This window comes from Enterococcus sp. DIV0174 (assembly GCF_050529065.1).
In the GTDB taxonomy this organism is placed as follows: Bacteria; Bacillota; Bacilli; order Lactobacillales; family Enterococcaceae; genus Enterococcus_B; species Enterococcus_B thailandicus.
This window is the reverse complement of the sequence record NZ_CP172881.1, coordinates 1,580,367-1,596,314: the sequence shown is the minus strand read 5'-3', so window position 1 is coordinate 1,596,314 and position 15,948 is coordinate 1,580,367. Positions and strand designations below refer to the sequence as shown.

Genomic DNA, 15,948 nt, shown 5'->3' with positions numbered 1-15,948 from the left:
GTATAAAATGGTTCAACCACAAGATGTATCGGCTCCTAAAGAAAAAATCAAAGTGTTGTCAATTATTGAGGATGGCACGAAGACCAAGAAAGGCTACTCGACAGCATTTGTAAAATGGAAAGAGAAGAAGACGATTGCTGTTCGATGGGATGGGGATAATCGGCTAGATAAAGGGTTTCCTGTGACAACAAACGGCTATCATCCATCATGGTTTATTTTGCCTGAGCGACTAGCATCGCTTTACAGTCAAGATTTCGTGCATACACAACAAGCTCTGGATGATCTAGAAGAATTTTTACAAAAAAGGGAAGATTTAAATGAGTAAATCTTTTTTCTTCTATAGTATAGAAGAAAGTTGAAAACATGGGTTGTAGGAAATAATGCAACTCATGTTTTTTGTGTACAAAAACCAGCTAAGAAGAATTAGCTGGTTGAAGAGTTTCAAACGAACGCATAATAAATGTGAGTTTTGAAAGAGATAACGTTAGTTTTGTTTATTATATAAGATGAATAACCACACAATCAGCAAAATAACTGAAATCGTAAGCCCAAAGACATACTTGGCTAGCAAAGAGGTAGTCTCCCAATGACGAATAGTAAAAATTTGATAAGTGAAATAAGCACTAGGGAGAGAAGCAATTAAAACGGAAACTTTTTTTCTCGTCCAGTGAATATAATAGAATGTAATCAAAGCCATAATAAAAAAAGGTATATAAAAGAATAATTGACCCAAGATCAGCATGGGGCGCCTCCTATATTAAAATAAGTCCATGTTACAAAATAACATGTTAAGTTGATTGGTGCAAGCACATTTGTGATAAGTACGCAATTAATCTGCTGATTGATTTTGATTGTCTCACAAATTCCTGATATAATCAGACCTGAAAGAGAGGATGAAAATTTTCATGGACCATGTGATATTAGAGATTGACTTACATTTAGTGAACAATATTCGAGTGATTTATTATGTTGTCAGCAACAGTGTAGAAAAGCGGGTGTTGACGAATAAAATCAATGGTATTTTAAGCAAAAAAGAGGTTCACCGTTTTAATAATGGCGAAGAAGAATTTTATAGTATTCCGGTTGAAAAAATCATCTACACAACAGTAAAAGTTAGAAAAGATTTGGATACGAAAAAAATCTATGAACCAGTTTTTACTACGTATTAACAATGGAGGAAGAAAAAATGAATCCATATGATGAACAAATCCAAGCATTGATTGCTGGAAAAATCGAAAAAATCGAGGTCAAGCATGATGAGGTAATGACCTTCCGGGAAGCTTGGTTAAAGTTGGAAGACCGCAAATATGTGGTTGGAAAAGCATCCTTGAACGGAAACGTTACCTATCACTATGATCCAACACGTTTATATTAGTTTTTGACAAAAAGCTAGATTAAGAGCGTTGACTAGGGAAAAATAAGCCCAATGAATCAAAAGTGATAGCAAAATAAAAATTATTTAGCCGTCTTGTTTGAAGAAATAAACCTATTGCAGGAAAATTTGGAAAAATTACCGTTTCCCAAAATAAGCATCATTAGGATAGCTAAACCAGCTAGCTTGTAGATAACTGTTTAGAAAAGCAAGATCCAGAAGAGGGTAAGAAAACCTGATGTGGTTATTTAACTGTTATTAGTTTAACAACAAAAGAAAGTTACTCAGAAAAACACTAGCATAATAAATAGACTGGGCAAAAACTAAAAACCAGTCGTTCTTAACACATTTTCAATTTAAAAAACGCCTAAAATCAACGTTTTCAAAAACGAATTTTAGGCGTTTTTCTATTTAGGCTACTTTTGTCTCAACCCATGTTTACGGATAGTTAGTTGTAGCTGAGTGTTATGTGTTACAATTTTTGATAACATTATTTGTGTTATTTCCATGGTGGTTTCCTCGGTAAGAAGTCTCTGTTTCATAACAATATGAGAAGTTATTTTTAGAAAGGATTCCTTATTCCTTGAAGCTTAACGCTTGGAGCCACAAGCTTTATTTAAACAGACTCTTGATTTTATCAGTGATTCCATCAACATCAATATCTTTCAAAAGGTGTTTTGCTTGCTCAACATAGCTACCAAGCTCATCTTTATGATCTTCGACAAATTGTTTTGCTTCGTCCAAGTTTCCTTCATTAACCATTTCTTTTACTTTTGCGATTAGTTCATCTTTATTCATTTTTACCCCATCCTTTATAGTTATTAAAAGTTATTAAAAAGTAACGAATAACAATATAAAATGCTATTACGCTCATGTTCAGATTACTTTTACATTCATAGTTTACCAGATAACGAGTGTTTTTTGAATAATAGTTGTTATGAAATTTGATTGCATTGCTAAAGTATGAGGGAAAACTCATTCCCTGGTCGGAGGTTTCTACCTTCTGTTTCTAGTTATAATAAGTGCAACATCATAGGAGGTAGGAAAATGAAAGTAGTTAAATTTTTTGTAGGAATTATTCTGATTGGCGGGTTAAGTTTGTTTGGATTAAAAATGTATACAGCAAATCAACACAGTGAATTTGCTGGTATAATGGACCAACTAAATCCTTTGGTAACAGAAGGAGAAGTTTATGTAAAAACGAAAAAGCCGGACGCTGGCAATAGTTACGGAACAGCAACTTATATCCAGGAAGCGGTAGACAAAAATGGAAAAAAACGGACAGTTGAGTTTAATGGGATTGGTGTATTAAAGGAAGAGCGTTATTTGAAATTAACGAATAAAGGCGCACATGTCGAAACGTACGAAGAAGTCGACAAAAACGAAGTTCCTGAAAAGGCATTAGCACTTATTGGATAATCAAGATAAAAGCAGAATAAAAAAAGGAGTTGTGACGATTGTCGCAACTCCTTTTTGAAATGATAAGAAAACGTGAACCCAAATTGGGATGGTAGGGTTCGAACCTGCAATTGCTTGATTCAGAGTCAAGTGCCTTACCAGTTTGGCTACATCCCAATGACTCAATGCAAGTTTATGTTAGCACTTATTTATAAAAACGCAACTAATTTATCTTGCCTGTTATTTGTTTTTTTTGATTCGCTCGATTCGACGTTCGATTTTTCTAACCAGACCAGAAGGTAGACCTGTAACTTCAGCAACGGAAATAGTTGACGAGAGAAGTTTTAATTCAAGTTGTAGTTCATTTTTCAAGTGATAGATATTTGCTAAACGCTCAACATATTCAAAGTGAGTATATTCGGTTTGTAAAATCAAAAATTTTAGGATATCAATCGCTTTTTCCAAATCTTGCTCGGCGTAATACGCTAAAGCTTGACGATATAATTTGATTTCTAATTGGTTTAAAGAGGAAGGACGGTGGCGGTTTGTCCATTCGTTGACGGAAACTTTTCCCTGAACATTGCCAGAATCATCACGTACAAAAATGATTGGAATTTCATTTGGATTCGGTTTTTTTTGATTGAATCTTTCCATGATGATGCCTCCTCCTTCAAATAAGAATCTTCTTGTCTAAAGTATATGTCATTCTTTGAAAGAACGCTAGTTACTTTTTTCCAAGGTTAACATTTGTCCACCCATTGCTTCAAAAATTTCAGTGAAATTATCGATTGGAACTGCTCGATTTTTTTCGCCATAAGGGTCGTTCACGTAAATCATTTCCTTGTCATAGCCAGTTACGACACAAGCGTGAACTAGGGGAGTGACAGAAACTTCACCATTTTGGGTAGTCCAAGTCATAAAGTCAGTTTCATCAGGGACCTCAAACTCAATGGTGACGATGGTCCAAACCGGTTTTTCTTCATTCAAGGCTTCTTTGATATCAACAAGTGAGGCTTCTTTTTTTGCTTGTGCATGGTAGCTAGTGTGTACTACTTTTTGTGCGAGTGCAGCGATTGGTGCGACATAGACACCCATTGCCCAGTCTCCACCAGAAATATCACCAATAAATCCTTCATTTGGATCACCATGTGTACCATCTTCATTAAACACAGGGACATAAGTAAGTTCGTTTGCTAACAGGTTTTTGGTCGTTTCAAAACCATAGTAATTTAACAACATAGAAAGGGCAGTTACTTCACAGCCATTTTCTAGAGCTGGTTCGTCAAATTGGTTAGCAAGTGGAACATCTAAAATCATTTCATTCGCTTCATTGGATTTCTTTTTAGCTGGAGGCTTTTGGTCTTCTTGTTTTTGTTGTGCAGTTTCGTTTGAGTTGGGCGTTGTTAACCAATAGATTGAGCCAGCAGCAAGCAGACTAACGCTAACAAATCCACTTAATTTTTTTGCAACTTTCTTTTTCATAAGGACCTCCAATTATTCCGCAAGGGAACATCTTACATTCTTGCTATTATAATGCTTTTTTTGTGAATGTGAAATACTTTTACGTTAATTCCTGATGGAGAAGTTTACATAAAAAAATTAACAGCTAGTAATCATTTTTTCAACTATTTCAACTTAAAAAATGAGGGGAAGAAAAAATGAATAATTCCGTTCTTTTTTATGAATTTTATACGAAACTTTCGTGTTTAAAAGAGGTTTTATTTGTGAAAACGAAACCAGTAGGCTATAATGCCAATATGGTTTGTTCAAAAAAGTTATTAACAAGAATCAATTGGTAATGACAACGAACATTCTGCCTGAATAAATTACTTCAGGAAAGAAAATGGGGCAGCAGTGTAGGAGGATTTTGATGACGGAAGAAATGATAAATCTAGGAGAAAAGTATTCTTGTAAGCCAATTGGATTCACACAACCAGTTGTTGGAGAAGTTGTATCAAAAATGACGAATTGTGCCGTAGTCAAAGTTGCTCAATGTGCTGACGAAGACCAAGAATTATTGGAAGAGAAGTCCAGCATGGTTGTTGCAAAATATGATACATTTGAATAAAAAATAAAAAGGACAAGTAGTTCAAACATGAAAAAGTGTTGCTGCGTGTCCTTTTTGCTGTTTTTGAAAAAGTTCTATATACTTGACTTAATAAAGAGAAAAGTTTTCTTGAGATGAGAGAAGAGAGGTGATGTACGATGATAACAACCTTTACTTTGTTATTGTTTGCATTTGTTTTTGTCATGTTTTTATTTCTATGGTTCGTTCGTAGAGAAATTGTTTATAAAGCAGTACGAAATCGTTGGGTTTACTTGGTGGTTCCGTTTCTTGTGGTCTTAGTTATCTGGTTTACGATCATTAGTCAGCCAACGGTGGATGACTTGGCGAAAGCCGTTTTATCCGCAATGATATTCATCAGTTTTTTAATGGATAGTCGTGGGATAACGGAAGAAGGCTTGGTTTTAAATAGCTTTGATAAACGGGGCGTTCCTTTTTCTGAAATTAATCGAATCGTTTTATATCAACCCCAAGGCTCAAATGAAGTGAAAATGAACTTTTTCCGTAAGGGCTGGCGTGGGCCGATGTTAAAATTTTCCGCTTCTTTAGAGGAGCTGGTGCCATTTTTAGCGCAACGATTAAATGATGATGCTCAGATTGATATTATGATTGATGAAGAGTGAGGACAAGGTTGTGTCACAAAGCGGTTAGCTTCGAAAAAATAATGAGCAACTGGCGAAAATAGCTTTTTATATTTTTGACCAGGTGTGAGTTATTTCGAGAAGTTCTTTTGAAAACATCGCAGCAAAAAGAATGAATGAAACCGTTTTTTATTACGAAGCAGATTTTATTTTCTATCAAAATGTTTACTTTAAACTAAAAAAGGAACACGTTTAGATTAATCCTAGACGTGTTCCTTTTTTATAATCTTGTAATTAGCTAAATACGCGGAAACGATCTTCATCGTTCATGTATTCTTTTTCGCCAGCGGGTGATTCAACAGAACCAAAAACTAATTGAGAACGTAGTTTCCAGTTTGCAGGAATATTCCATTCTTTTGCAACTGCTTCATCAATTACTGGATTGTAATGTTGTAAGTTTGCGCCAAGTCCTTGTTCGACTAATGAAACCCAAGTATTTGCTGTTGCAATACCATTTGATTGTTCTGACCAATCTGGGAAGTTGTCTGCATAAAGTTCAAATTGTTCTTGCAATCCTTTAACGATATCAGTGTCTTTGAAGAATAAAACAGTTCCGTAACCATTTTTGAAGCCAGCTAATTTTTGTTGTGTATTAGGAAAAGCTTCAGCAGGTGTTAATGGGCGAAGTGCTTCTTCTGTGATTTCCCATAATTTTTCGTGAGCGTCACCGAAAAGAATAACAGCGCGTGTTGATTGTGCGTTGAAAGCAGTTGGGCTTTCTTTGATAGCTTCTTTAATAAGTGCTTCTAATTCTGTGTTTGATAATGAAACGTTACGTCCTAAGTGATAGATAGAACGGCGATTTTTTAAAGTGTTTGTAAATGTAGTCATAGTATAGTCTCCCTTTGAATGTTGTTTTTTACTTACTTTTTGTAATTGAATACAAAATGAAGTATATCATCTTACAAAAAGTAAGTAAATAGAAAAGCTCAAAAAAATGGAAATTTTTTTTTAGGAAAAAGTAAATGAGAAAGCAAAAAGAGTGATAGCGGTTACTTAACTGCTTTAACGACTTTTTTTAGTAAGTTTATCGAGAGGAACTATATAATTATTAAATGTGTGTTTTTTTATTCTTATTATTTTGTCATTGAATTTTACTTATTTTTATAGAAAAGAAGTATATATTTCTTAGATAAGTTTTTCAGTTAAATTTTTCAGGTAATATGTTTATTATTTTCTGAAAATTTAAAGAATTGGGGTATAGATTATGGAAAATCAACAAGATAAAGGCTTCTTTGGTCAGCCGAAGGGGTTATCAACATTGTTCTTCACAGAGATGTGGGAACGATTCAGTTATTATGGAATGCGTGCATTACTTCTTTATTATATGTATGACGCAGTTTCCAATGGTGGTCTTGGATTACCACGTACAACGGCCTTAGCAATCATGTCGATTTATGGTTCACTTGTATTTATGTCAAGCATTGTTGGTGGTTGGATTTCCGACCGTTTACTTGGAGCAAAACGAACAGTATTTTTTGGTGGAGTATTCATCATGTTTGGTCACATTGTTTTAGCGACACCATTTGGAGTAGGTGCTTTATTTATTTCAATGGCATTGATTATTATGGGGACAGCTTTATTGAAACCAAATGTGTCCGGAATGGTGGGACATCTTTATTCAAAAACAGATTTACGTCGTGATGCAGGTTTCTCAATCTTTTATATGGGTGTTAACTTGGGGGCATTATTAGCACCACTGATTGTTGGGACTTTAGGTCAAGAATATAACTATCATTTAGGTTTCTCGTTAGCAGCATTTGGGATGTTCTTCGGTCTACTACAATACATCATCCAAGGCCGCAAAACATTAGATGGTGTTGGAACAAAAGCTCCAAACCCATTAACACCAGAAGAACGTAAAGGTTTTATTCGTAACTTTATTATTGCGTTTGTTGTCATCATTGCTATTTTTGGTGGTGCACAATTAACTGGTCATCTTTCTATTGATTTCTTTGTTAATTCGATTAGCATACTTGGAATTGTTCTACCTGTGTTCTATTTTGTAAAAATGTTAACGTCAAAAGATGTTTCTGCAGAAGAAAAACCACGAGTATTAGCATATATTCCCTTGTTTTTAGCAGCAATTATTTTCTGGTCATTACAAGAGCAAGGTTCATCGATTCTTGCGTTATTTGCTAGCGAACGAACACAATCAACTTTATTTGGTGTAACGATCCAAGCAAGCTGGTTCCAATCATTAAATCCAATTTTTATTTTTGTTCTAACACCTGTCTTCGTTACTTTATGGACGAAACTTGGACAAAAACAACCATCAACTGTTGTAAAATTTGCACTTGGGTTGTTATTTGCTGGGCTTTCTTACTTGTTATTGATGTTACCAGGTTTATTATATGGAACAGCTGGAAAAGTAAGTCCAATGTGGTTGGTTGGTAGCTTCTTCATCATTGTAATTGCAGAATTATGTTTATCACCAGTTGGTCTATCTGTAACAACTAAGCTAGCACCACGCGCGTTTGAATCACAAACAATTGCTATCTGGTTCTTAGCAGATGCTTCATCACAAGCAATTAACGCGCAAATCGCTCGTTTTTATACACCGGCAACTGAATCAGCATATTTTGGGATTATCGGAGTCGTTGCAATCATCGGTGGGATTTTATTATTCACAATCAAAGAACCAATTAAGAAATTAATGGGTTCAATTCATTAAAAAAGTTAGAGCCTAGGGCAGTTGATGTCCTAGGCTTTTTTTGTGGAGAAAACGGTAAAACTTTGAGATTAAGTGTAAAGAAAGTTTATGAGAAATAGGTTTGCCAACAAAACAAATATTTTTGATTGTTTTTTCGGAGCTGAATGTTTTATGTTGGAAGATTATTTGTGACGTTCCCAAAGCAATCCCTCGATATAATTTTCAATCACTTCAAAATAGAAAAATTTATTTTTTATGATTGCGTATTATATTGTTGAAGGGGAACGTTTTGAATCACAACCTTATCCACGGTGTTCTCAAAGCAACTCCTCAAGATAGATTGCATTCACTTCAAAATATGAAAAGCTATTTTGAGTGCTTGCGCGCTATCTTGTCGGAGCTAACCGCTTTGTGTCACAACCTTTTTTAAAAAGTTATTTCTTTTTACCAAAAGCCTTGATAAGTAGAACGAATGTTCAGTTTTTTTGTTATAATAGAAGAGCATCAAAAAGTAAAGGAGGAGTAAAATGTCTTTACAATTTATTCTCGGCTCAGGTAAGAAAGATCATCGAACAGCACTGATTGATGAGGCAACGGCTTGGTTAGAAGCAGCTCCTCAAAATCAAGTCTTTTTCCTTGTACCTAATTACAATAAGTTTGAACAAGAACAAGAATTATTAGCAATGTTACGTCAGCGCAAAGGAACACAAACCTTTAGTACGACAAAGGTGCAAGTCTTTAGTTTTTATCGACTAGCATGGTACATTTTGCAACAGACAACTTTGCTTTCAGGTAATAGCATCACCGAGTCTGGCTCAGCAATGATTCTACGTCAGATATTAGAAAAAAACCGCGAAAAATTGACCATTTTTCGTGGAGAAGTCAACAAAAAAGGATTCATCAAGCAACTCCAAGAATTATATGAAGAAATGCGCACAGGAAACATTCACCCAAGTGACTTAATAGCTAGTGTAACTGGGGAAAGTCCCAAAGCAGCAGACCAACAATTGAAAATGCAAGATTTACAGTTGATTTTTTCTGCGTATGAAGAAGAACTATTTGAGCGAATGCTACAAGCAGAAGATGCTTTAGCTATTTTAAGTGAGTATCTTTATCAACAAGATTTTCGCCATGTAAAATTTTTGATGACGGGTTTTTCTCGGATCAATGCCCAGGAGTATCAGTTGTTGAGCGCAATGATGGTCAAAGGAAACCTGGTTGTCGATTTATTACTTGATCGACCTTATCCTAATGAAGTGCCTGAACCCTTAAATCTGTTTCACGAAACAGGCAAGTTATATTTTCGCTTGTTGAACGGGGCAAAAGAACATCGTGCACCGATTTTGATTGATCAATATGCACCAGCGAAGGAAGTGCCAGAAGCGTTAGCCGCATTACAAGAGATGTGGGAAGAAACAAGTAGTCAAAAACAAAATCGTTCTCGAAAAGTTGGTGCACAAAAGACGATTCATTTGTGGGAGGCGGAAACACCAACGGAAGAAGTCCAACAGTTGGCCGTGGAAATTCGCCGCTTGGTTAGCGAGGGGGAATGTCGGTATCGCGATATTCAAGTATTGACGAAAGATATGCTTCTTTATGGCAATTTATTAAAGCCGATTTTTCAAGAAATGGCGATTCCGTTTTATCTCGATGAAGAGCAGTTGATGGAGAACCATCCTCTGATCGAGTGGATCAACAGTCTGTTTGCTTTGGATCGCTACGCCTATCGTTTGAGTGACATTATGCGATTTTTCAAAACGGAGTTATTGATTGCTCCAGAAAATCAAGAATTAGAGCAGGAACAATGGCAATGGATCAGAGATGATTTCCGCAAAAAATTAGATCTCACAGAAAATGTTGCTTTAGCTTATAATTATCAAGGAAACTACTGGACTCGCGCAAAGGATTGGACGTTTGTTTCTTACAACTTTGAAACAGAGGAGCTGGAAGACGTTCAAGAACTGCAAGAGCAGTCAAATGAGATTCGTCGTTTATTCCAGAGTAATATTCCGGGTTTCTTTAAAAAAATCAAAAATTGTGAAAATGGTCAAGAAGCTGCTAGTGTTTTTTATCAGTTTTTAGTGACCAGTGGTGTCCGTCAACAACTGTTATTTTGGCGGAATCAAGAAGTTGCCCGCGGAAATTTAGCACAAGCCAGAAATCATGAGCAAACGTGGGGGGCGTTGATCGACTTACTGGACGAGTTTGCATTGATTTATGGGGAAACCAGCTTTGAATGGGAAACATTCCAAGACATTATTAGCAGTGGACTAGAAAATTTAAGTTATGGGAAGATTCCTACAGCAATTGATCAAGTTCAAGTAAACCGCTTAGAATTAGTTCGTCCAAATCAAGCAAAAATTACCTTTGCTTTGGGCTTGAACGATCAAACTTTCCCAGCTCGTCAAGAAACAAAAGGTCTGCTATCTAGTGAAGAACGAGAACAATTGAATCAAGCATTGGCTGAAGATCAGTATTTGTTTGATCCTGCAACGGAAAGTATGTCTTCTGAACCTTTTCAAGCATATTTGGTCTTTCTTTCAGGCACAGAGCGACTTTATTTAAGCTATGCACAAAGTTACGATACGGATCGAAGTTTGAAAATTTCTCCTTATTTACAACGAATCAATCGTTATTTAGCAATTCCAATTGAGAAAAAGACACGATTGACGGTGACCAGTGAGCCAGCGGATTATATTGGGACGTATCGGAGTGCCGTTGATACGTTGAACCGAATGTTTCGTTTGGCAGCAGATGAGAAACAACAATTAGCGAAAGTATGGACTGAATTGAGAGAAGTCGTTCTCCATTCTCCTTGGCGGAACTTTGCTTTACGTGTATTTGAAAGTCAGTCTCATTTGAATGTTCCAGTTTCATTACCGACAGAGTTAGCAGAGCAGTTATACGGAAAAGAAATCTATACGTCTATTTCTCGTATGGAAAATTTTTACAACTGTGAATATAAATATTTTGTTCAATTTGGCTTGAAGTTGAAAGAACGGATGATTTATGGACTGACACCAGCAGCAACTGGGGACTTTTATCATGAATCACTGGATCGCTTCTTTAAATTATTATTTTCAAATGAACTTTCACTCGTTAACATGACGGAAAAAGAACGCCAAGCATTTACTGAGAAAGTTCTCCAAGAAGTTTTTGGTGAACTGCGTTTTGAAATTTTAGATAGTTCTGCACGGATGAACTACATCCGTTATCAATTGAGCCAAACAATCCAAAAAGTAGCGTGGGCGTTACAAAAACAAAGTAAAAATACCGGTCTCCATCCGTTACAAACGGAGATTTTATTCGGACAAATTGCTGGGGCAAAAGGAATCCCGGGTTTGGAATTACCTTTACAAAATGGTGGAAGACTACATGTTCGCGGAAAAATCGACCGTATCGACACGGCCACGGAACAAGACGAAACCTGGTTAAGTGTTGTGGACTATAAATCTAGTGGGCGAACGTTTGATGTTACGGAAGCTTACTATGGAATGGCCATGCAACTATTGACTTACTTAGATGTTGCCTTGATGGATGCAGTACGCTTAACCGGACAAGCCACAGTCAAGCCTGCTGGTTCCTATTATTTACATGTCCACAACCCTGTATTAACCGAAAACGAAGAAATTGAAAAGAATACGTTGAAAAAGTTTAGTTATGATGGTGTCTTTGTTGATGATCCGGGATTGTTGGAAGTTCTTGATCATTCGTTAGAAGCGAAAGAGCAATCTTTGATTTATCCAGTGAAAAAAAATGCGAAAGATGAGTATCAAAAGGGCAGTTACAGTAAAGAAAAATTCTTCACAGAAGAAGAATTACATCAGTTTATGGAACACAATCGTAAAAATATGCGTTTAGCTGGTGAAGCAATCACTTCGGGAGAAATCAAACTAAATCCAGCCTATAAAGATAAACAGCGGATTGCTTGTCAATTTTGTCCATTTCGAAGTGTCTGCACTTTCGATGTGATGTTAAAGGAAAACAATTATCATCGCTTAGAAAAACTGGATAAGGACGAAGCATTACGCAGAATTTTGAAACGAGGTGAAGAAGAGTGAGTCAGATTCCATTAAAGCCCCAAAATGAACGTTTTACAGATGAACAATGGCAAGCGATTTTTGATCGTGGGGACAATTTGCTTGTCTCCGCTTCAGCAGGATCAGGAAAAACCACAGTTCTTGTTCGTCGAGTGATTGAAAAACTTAAAATGGGTGTCAATATTGATGAACTCTTGATTGTTACGTTTACGGAAGCTGCTGCACGTGAGATGAAAGAAAGAATCCAAGAAGCTTTGCAGTCGGCAATCAACGACGAAACAGATACGCAACGTCAGCAACATTTTACGAAACAATTAATGTTGCTACCCACAGCTAATATTTCAACACTACATGCGTTTTGTTTAACTGTCATTCGTCGTTTTTATTATCTGATCGATATCGATCCAGTTTTTCGAATGCTGACAGATGAAACAGAAACCTTGTTAATGAAAGAAGACGTGTGGGACGAATTACGTGAACGTCTTTACGGAGAAAAAAATGAGCGATTTTTCCAACTAACGACAAACTTTTCAAATGATCGATCAGATGAAGGCTTGACTGACTTAATCTTGTCTCTTTATGAGTTTGCGCGTGCGAATCCAGATCCAACTAATTGGCTTAAAGGATTGAGTGAATCTTATCGTTTAGAAGGCTCGCTTGGCGAATCGGCGTTATATCAAAATCAATTACGTCCATTGATTTTGGCAGATGTTTTTCAATGTGTACAGGCATATGAAGAGATGGTCAGCTTAGCTCAGACGGAAGGTTTGGAAAAAATGTACGACCAAGTTTCCGAGGAACGTGAACGAATCAATGCCATTTATGAGGCATTTATACAAGATCAACTAGAGGTGGCTTATCAAGGATTAGAAAACTTAACCTTTTCAACATTTAAAAGCAGTCGAAAAGCCGAATTGAAAGAACGATCAGCAGAAGTAAAAGCTCTTCGTGATCGCTCGAAAAAAATGATTCAAGGAATCAGTAAAAATTATTTCGCTGTTTCGCCAGCGCAAATGGAAGCTATTATGACACAAGCACTTCCTTTAGTCGAAGAGATGTGCCAAGTAACACAAGCGTTTATGGATGGATTTAGTGAGAAAAAACGCGAAAAAGGCGTATTAGATTTTAATGACCTAGAACATTTGGCGTTGATGATTTTGACCAAGAAAACCGCTGATGGTTGGATATCAAGTGAAGCCTCGAATTATTACCGAGAGAAATTCAAAGAAGTAATGGTTGATGAGTATCAGGATGTCAATCAATTGCAAGAAGCAATTTTATACTGGTTAAGAGAACCTGATCCAACGAATGGAAATCTTTTCATGGTTGGAGATGTCAAGCAATCTATTTATTCTTTCCGATTAGCGGATCCAAGTCTATTCATCAAAAAATATCAAGAATTTTCAAAAGCAGAAGGTGGTAGAAGAATCGTTCTGGCAGAAAATTTTCGTTCGCGAGAAGAAGTCTTGCGATTTACTAACCTGATTTTTGAACAAATTATGGATGAACAAGTTGGCCAGATTACTTATGATGAAGCAGCAAAACTGGCGTTAGGATTTCCTGATTTTCCTAATAGTACGCAGTTTGATCCAGAAATTTTGATTTATGAAAAAGAACAGGAAGAAACTACGGAAGAGTTGCCTTCGGATGATTTTCTTGAAGATAAAACAGAGGGCGAATTATTGATGGCGGGGTTGAAAATCCGTGAATTAATTGATAACAAGTGGGAAATCTACGATAAAAAATTGAAAGCTAATCGACCAGTCGAATATGGGGATATTGTCCTACTGACACCAACGAAAAAAAATAATTTAACGATTTTGGATGTGTTCAAGACCTTAGATATTCCACTGGAAATGAACGATGCTCAAAATTATTTCCAAGCAACAGAGATCCGGACTGTGATTTCATTACTACAAATCATTGATAATCCTTACCAAGACATTCCTTTAGTAGCTATTTTACGTTCACCAATCGTTGGCTTGATTGAACCCGAATTAGCGCAGATTCGCTTAGCGGATCGAAATCGTACGTTCTTTGATGCCTTTTTAACTTATGAAAAAATGAATCAAGATCACTTGAGTGCTAAGCTCTCTGATTTTAAAGAATTGTTGGATAAATGGCGTGAACTTGCTCGACGTTCTTCAATTGCGGACTTACTTTGGGCTATTTACTACGAGACGGGTTACTTAGAATACGTGGTTGGGTTACCAGCTGGGGCACAAAGACAAGCAAATTTATATGCATTAGTGGATCGTGCGAAAGCTTATGAGCAAAGTTCATTTCGAGGATTGTACCAGTTTGTTCGTTTTATCGAAAAAATGCAAGAAAAGGATAAAGATTTGGCAGAACCTGTCATTGCGGTGGAAGACAATGCAGTTCGTGTGATGACGATTCACGCCAGTAAAGGACTAGAATTCCCTGTTGTCTTTTTGTTGGACATGACGAAAGAATTCAATTTACAGGATTTGCGAAAACGCTACGTATTTGAAGAAAAATTAGGTGCAGGAATCCGCTACATGGACCCGCAAACTCGCGTATTATTTGATACATTACCTTTTCAAGCCATTAAATTAGCTAAACAAAACAAATTATTATCTGAAGAAATGCGTAAATTGTATGTTGGGTTGACTCGGGCGGAACAAAAACTGTTTATTGTTGGCTCTTACAAGAGTCGTGAACAAACAATTAAAACGTGGGGCGAAGCGCTAAATGCATCGGAACTGGTTCTGGATCCAGCGTTGCGCTTGAAAGGTCGAGGGAGCTTGATGAATTGGATTGGCTACAGCTTGATTCGTCATCCTCGAATGTCTGAATACTTGGAGGATGAGTCAGTATTGACTTTAGCTGATGCGAACGGTTCCTTTACCGTTTTGTGGATGAACCAACAAGAGTTGGCGGAAAAGCGTCAACAACTTGCACAGCGGGAGCCTTCTTTAGTTACGCCGAAAGAAAACCAATTTGGTTTATCGGAGACTCTGCGTCAACGTTTAGCATATGTTTATCCTTATCAGGCTGCCACTCAAACAACGAGTTACCAATCTGTTTCAGAAATCAAACGATTATTTGAAGACCCAGATGATAGTCAGGCAACGAAGCTAACTTGGGAAGACAATCAAACAAAAGCAAAAAATCAACAATTTCGTTATACACAAGAACAGCTAGCTGAACCAAAATTTTTGCAAAAAGGTGTATCAGCAACTGCAATTGGAACAGTCACACATACGTTGTTGCAATTATTGCCATTGGAGCCACCAACAGAAGAAGCAATCCAAGCTTTACTAGCAGAGCTAGTCAAAAAGCGATTGGTGGATCAACAAGTGGCAGAAAAAGTCGACATTTCTGCAATTCTTTGGTTTTTTGAAACAGATCTTGGAAAATTATTACTGGAACACTCCACAAAAGTGAAAAGAGAGCAACCATTTGCGATGCTGATGACAGCGGAAGAAGTGTTTGAAAATTATCCGGATGAAACGGATGAATTACTGATTCACGGAATCGTTGACGGCTATATCGAATTTGCAGATGACATCTATCTTTATGATTTCAAAACGGATTTCCTTATGAATCCAGATGACCCAACTGAGATTGATAAAGTTGTTCAAAAATATTTAGGACAGCTCCGACTTTACCAACAAGCATTGGCTGATTCTTTAGGAAAACCTGTAACAAATACCTTTTTAGTTTTATTACGTGGCAAGAAAATCATAAATGTTAACAAAAGATTATGAATAAGCATAAGTTGCTTACACTTTGTAAGTATTATGCTATACTCTTCA

14 protein-coding genes and 1 tRNA gene are annotated in these 15,948 nt (G+C 36.6%); 9 read left to right on the top strand and 6 right to left on the bottom strand.

What is annotated here, in order from left to right:
* Window positions 1-7: 7 nt before the first annotated feature.
* Window positions 8-325: a hypothetical protein gene (locus IGJ93_RS07565; RefSeq protein WP_067482413.1), complete on the top strand. Its 318-nt coding sequence runs from the start codon at window positions 8-10 to the stop codon at window positions 323-325.
* Between the two features lie 159 nt (window positions 326-484).
* Here the strand turns inward: IGJ93_RS07565 and IGJ93_RS07560 are convergent, their stop codons facing one another.
* Window positions 485-742 carry a glucose uptake protein gene (locus IGJ93_RS07560; protein WP_071869000.1) on the bottom strand — a complete coding sequence of 86 codons (258 nt, stop codon included), beginning with the start codon at window positions 740-742 and terminating at the stop codon, window positions 485-487.
* A 163-nt stretch (window positions 743-905) separates the two neighbouring features.
* On the opposite strand from IGJ93_RS07560, the gene IGJ93_RS07555 reads away from it, so the two are divergent.
* Both IGJ93_RS07555 and IGJ93_RS07550 read left to right on the top strand, forming a co-directional pair.
* Window positions 906-1,169, top strand: a complete 264-nt coding sequence (locus tag IGJ93_RS07555; protein ID WP_067482409.1) for a hypothetical protein — start codon at window positions 906-908, stop codon at window positions 1,167-1,169.
* 17 nt (window positions 1,170-1,186) lie between these two features.
* On the top strand, window positions 1,187-1,375 hold the full coding sequence (locus IGJ93_RS07550) for a hypothetical protein (RefSeq protein WP_067482407.1): 189 nt from the start codon (window positions 1,187-1,189) through the stop codon (window positions 1,373-1,375).
* A 609-nt stretch (window positions 1,376-1,984) separates the two neighbouring features.
* On the opposite strand, the gene IGJ93_RS07545 is transcribed toward IGJ93_RS07550, so the two are convergent.
* Window positions 1,985-2,170, bottom strand: coding sequence for a hypothetical protein (locus IGJ93_RS07545; RefSeq protein WP_071868999.1), 186 nt, complete (start codon window positions 2,168-2,170; stop codon window positions 1,985-1,987).
* A 249-nt stretch (window positions 2,171-2,419) separates the two neighbouring features.
* On the opposite strand from IGJ93_RS07545, the gene IGJ93_RS07540 reads away from it, so the two are divergent.
* The gene (locus tag IGJ93_RS07540; RefSeq protein ID WP_430596896.1) at window positions 2,420-2,791 is read left to right on the top strand and encodes a YxeA family protein; all 372 of its coding nucleotides are present in this window, start codon (window positions 2,420-2,422) and stop codon (window positions 2,789-2,791) included.
* An 83-nt stretch (window positions 2,792-2,874) separates the two neighbouring features.
* On the opposite strand, the gene IGJ93_RS07535 is transcribed toward IGJ93_RS07540, so the two are convergent.
* The 3 genes from IGJ93_RS07535 to IGJ93_RS07525 form a co-directional block, all read right to left on the bottom strand.
* Window positions 2,875-2,947, bottom strand: a tRNA-Gln gene (locus tag IGJ93_RS07535).
* A 63-nt stretch (window positions 2,948-3,010) separates the two neighbouring features.
* Complete coding sequence (locus IGJ93_RS07530) at window positions 3,011-3,424, bottom strand: hypothetical protein (protein ID WP_067482402.1); 414 nt, start codon at window positions 3,422-3,424, stop codon at window positions 3,011-3,013.
* A 66-nt stretch (window positions 3,425-3,490) separates the two neighbouring features.
* Window positions 3,491-4,252, bottom strand: coding sequence for a C39 family peptidase (locus IGJ93_RS07525; protein WP_067482400.1), 762 nt, complete (start codon window positions 4,250-4,252; stop codon window positions 3,491-3,493).
* Between the two features lie 388 nt (window positions 4,253-4,640).
* On the opposite strand from IGJ93_RS07525, the gene IGJ93_RS07520 reads away from it, so the two are divergent.
* Together IGJ93_RS07520 and IGJ93_RS07515 are read left to right on the top strand one after the other, a co-directional pair.
* Complete coding sequence (locus IGJ93_RS07520) at window positions 4,641-4,838, top strand: hypothetical protein (RefSeq protein ID WP_067482398.1); 198 nt, start codon at window positions 4,641-4,643, stop codon at window positions 4,836-4,838.
* 137 nt (window positions 4,839-4,975) lie between these two features.
* Window positions 4,976-5,458 carry a hypothetical protein gene (locus IGJ93_RS07515; protein WP_067482396.1) on the top strand — a complete coding sequence of 161 codons (483 nt, stop codon included), beginning with the start codon at window positions 4,976-4,978 and terminating at the stop codon, window positions 5,456-5,458.
* 252 nt (window positions 5,459-5,710) lie between these two features.
* Here the strand turns inward: IGJ93_RS07515 and IGJ93_RS07510 are convergent, their stop codons facing one another.
* Complete coding sequence (locus tag IGJ93_RS07510; protein WP_067482395.1) at window positions 5,711-6,307, bottom strand: nitroreductase family protein; 597 nt, start codon at window positions 6,305-6,307, stop codon at window positions 5,711-5,713.
* Between the two features lie 376 nt (window positions 6,308-6,683).
* Here IGJ93_RS07510 and IGJ93_RS07505 point away from each other — a divergent pair, with 376 nt between their 5' ends.
* The 3 genes from IGJ93_RS07505 (at window position 6,684) to addA (ending at window position 15,900) form a co-directional block, all read left to right on the top strand.
* Entirely contained in the window at window positions 6,684-8,150 is a 1,467-nt protein-coding gene (locus IGJ93_RS07505; protein WP_071868997.1) for a peptide MFS transporter, read from the top strand.
* Window positions 8,151-8,656: 506 nt separating this feature from the next.
* Window positions 8,657-12,190: a PD-(D/E)XK nuclease family protein gene (locus IGJ93_RS07500; protein ID WP_071868996.1), complete on the top strand. Its 3,534-nt coding sequence runs from the start codon at window positions 8,657-8,659 to the stop codon at window positions 12,188-12,190.
* Window positions 12,187-15,900, top strand: a complete 3,714-nt coding sequence (gene addA, locus IGJ93_RS07495; RefSeq protein WP_095803690.1) for a helicase-exonuclease AddAB subunit AddA — start codon at window positions 12,187-12,189, stop codon at window positions 15,898-15,900. Before IGJ93_RS07500 ends, addA begins: the two co-directional genes overlap by 4 nt.
* Window positions 15,901-15,948: the final 48 nt, after the last annotated feature.